This is a genomic window from Thalassococcus sp. BH17M4-6, from assembly GCF_049323015.1.
In the GTDB taxonomy this organism is placed as follows: domain Bacteria; phylum Pseudomonadota; class Alphaproteobacteria; order Rhodobacterales; family Rhodobacteraceae; genus Puniceibacterium.
In genome coordinates, this window is the sequence record NZ_JBMPGU010000031.1 from 1 (window position 1) to 213 (window position 213).

The 213-nt window shown below is 61.5% G+C and carries 1 pseudogene; it reads left to right on the forward strand.

Going from position 1 to position 213, the window contains the following annotated elements:
* A pseudogene (locus tag ACOXXX_RS21480) lies at positions 1-213 on the forward strand (hypothetical protein); the annotation flags it as partial.

Here is a 213-nt window from a genome sequence, read left to right on the forward strand (position 1 = left end):
ACGAGAATGCCAAGCTCAAGCGGCTGCTGGCCGACACGATGCTGGACAACGTCGTGCTGAAGGCTTCTCTGGGTTGCGCCGATCCTGCTGGATCCAACGGCTCAGTGTCGAGAAGCCAACGCCAAAATCTGCAGCAACCTGCTTTCGCGGCAGCCCGCTGGTTAACGCTACCCGCACTGCTTCTGCGCGGAATTCCGGGGGGGGGTTCGATGC